The organism is Providencia rustigianii DSM 4541 (assembly GCF_000156395.1).
In the GTDB taxonomy this organism is placed as follows: Bacteria; Pseudomonadota; Gammaproteobacteria; order Enterobacterales; family Enterobacteriaceae; genus Providencia; species Providencia rustigianii.
This window is the reverse complement of record NZ_GG703819.1, coordinates 624,894-626,219: the sequence shown is the minus strand read 5'-3', so window position 1 is coordinate 626,219 and position 1,326 is coordinate 624,894. Positions and strand designations below refer to the sequence as shown.

The window sequence follows — 1,326 nt, the reverse complement described above, 5'->3', positions numbered from 1 at the left end:
AAGCATAAGGGCGTATCATCAATGGCTGCACGTCGTCCCAAATTTCCCAACTGTCCACCATGCATTTTTGCATTAGCTGCAAGTTGAAAATGGACGCGATATCATCAACAAACTCACACATCAGCAAGTTTTCGAATTCATCGGGGCTGTACTCTAAATGCAGCTGGTCAATATCGAATAAGTTACAGCCGCCGCGCATGGCATCTTCAATGGTGACGATCTGCCGCCACTGACCATCCCCGCACATCATGCCATTCACGAGCGCTTGATGATTGATATCAATCTCAACATGGTCCGCTTTACGACGACCACGGTTAAATAGTTTTCCTGACCAGAACGGATAAGCGCTATGCGTTAATGCGGATGGGGTTGAAAAGTAGGTTTGACGCCACTTCTTATGCATTGCCATACCGGATGCGACTTTGCGCAACTCTTGAAATTTCGGTATCCAAAAGTATTCGTCAAGGTACAAGTTGCCGTGGTAGCTTTGTGCGGTACGGGCGTTAGTGCCGAGAAAATACAAGGTTGCGCCATTAGGCAAAACAATGGGGTCGCCTTTTAAGTCCACATCAACTTCACGCGCCATATCAATGATATAACCTTTGAATACATGCGCCTGAGCTTTACTTGCCGATAAAAATATTTGATTTCGCCCTGTCGTGAGGGCATCCATAAAGGCTTCACGGGCAAAGAAGTAAGTCGCCCCAATTTGGCGTGATTTTAGGATATTGCGAATACGGTGTTTATGTCCTGCGCCGTACCAAACTTTCTGATACTCAAACATATTTTCACGAAAGATTTCTTCCAGTTTTTCAAGCTGTTCCTCGCTAAATAAATTCTTTTCAGGGGCGCGGCGTTCGCCTTTATTGCGATTGGCAAGTTTGGGGTTTAAATCAACTTCATTACCGCCATTTTGGTATTTATGAATTTTGGCGTGACGCTCAACTTGACGATAAAGCAAGTCGATTTCTTTAAAATCTTTACCCTCTTTATTTTCTTTGCTGAGTAGAGTACAAAGTCGCATTTCAAGCGTCATTTCTACGCGTTCAACGGGGGTGATCTCATCCCATTTATCACGTCGCTTCCAACTGTGAATTGTGGCGGATTTTTCGTTGAGCGCTTCGGCAATACGCGCAATCCTGTACCCTTTGAAGTACAGGTGCATGGCTCTTTTTCGTGGGTCAAAATCGTGTAATGTATTCATGCCGCCAGATTAATGACTCACACGAATTATCGCCTTGCCTCCGCATTGTGCCATTTCCCACACAATGGCAAATCATTGTTTCTTATCCCCCATCCCTGAAAACATAGGCTCATCTTTTTACG

Annotated in this window: 1 protein-coding gene; it reads right to left on the bottom strand. The window is 44.8% G+C overall.

Annotation, left to right across the window (positions count from 1 at the left end; translation table 11 throughout):
* A partial coding sequence (locus PROVRUST_RS12735; RefSeq protein WP_006815252.1) for a terminase large subunit domain-containing protein occupies window positions 1-1,204 on the bottom strand: 1,204 nt, incomplete at its 3' end.
* Between the last annotated feature and the right edge of the window lie 122 nt (window positions 1,205-1,326).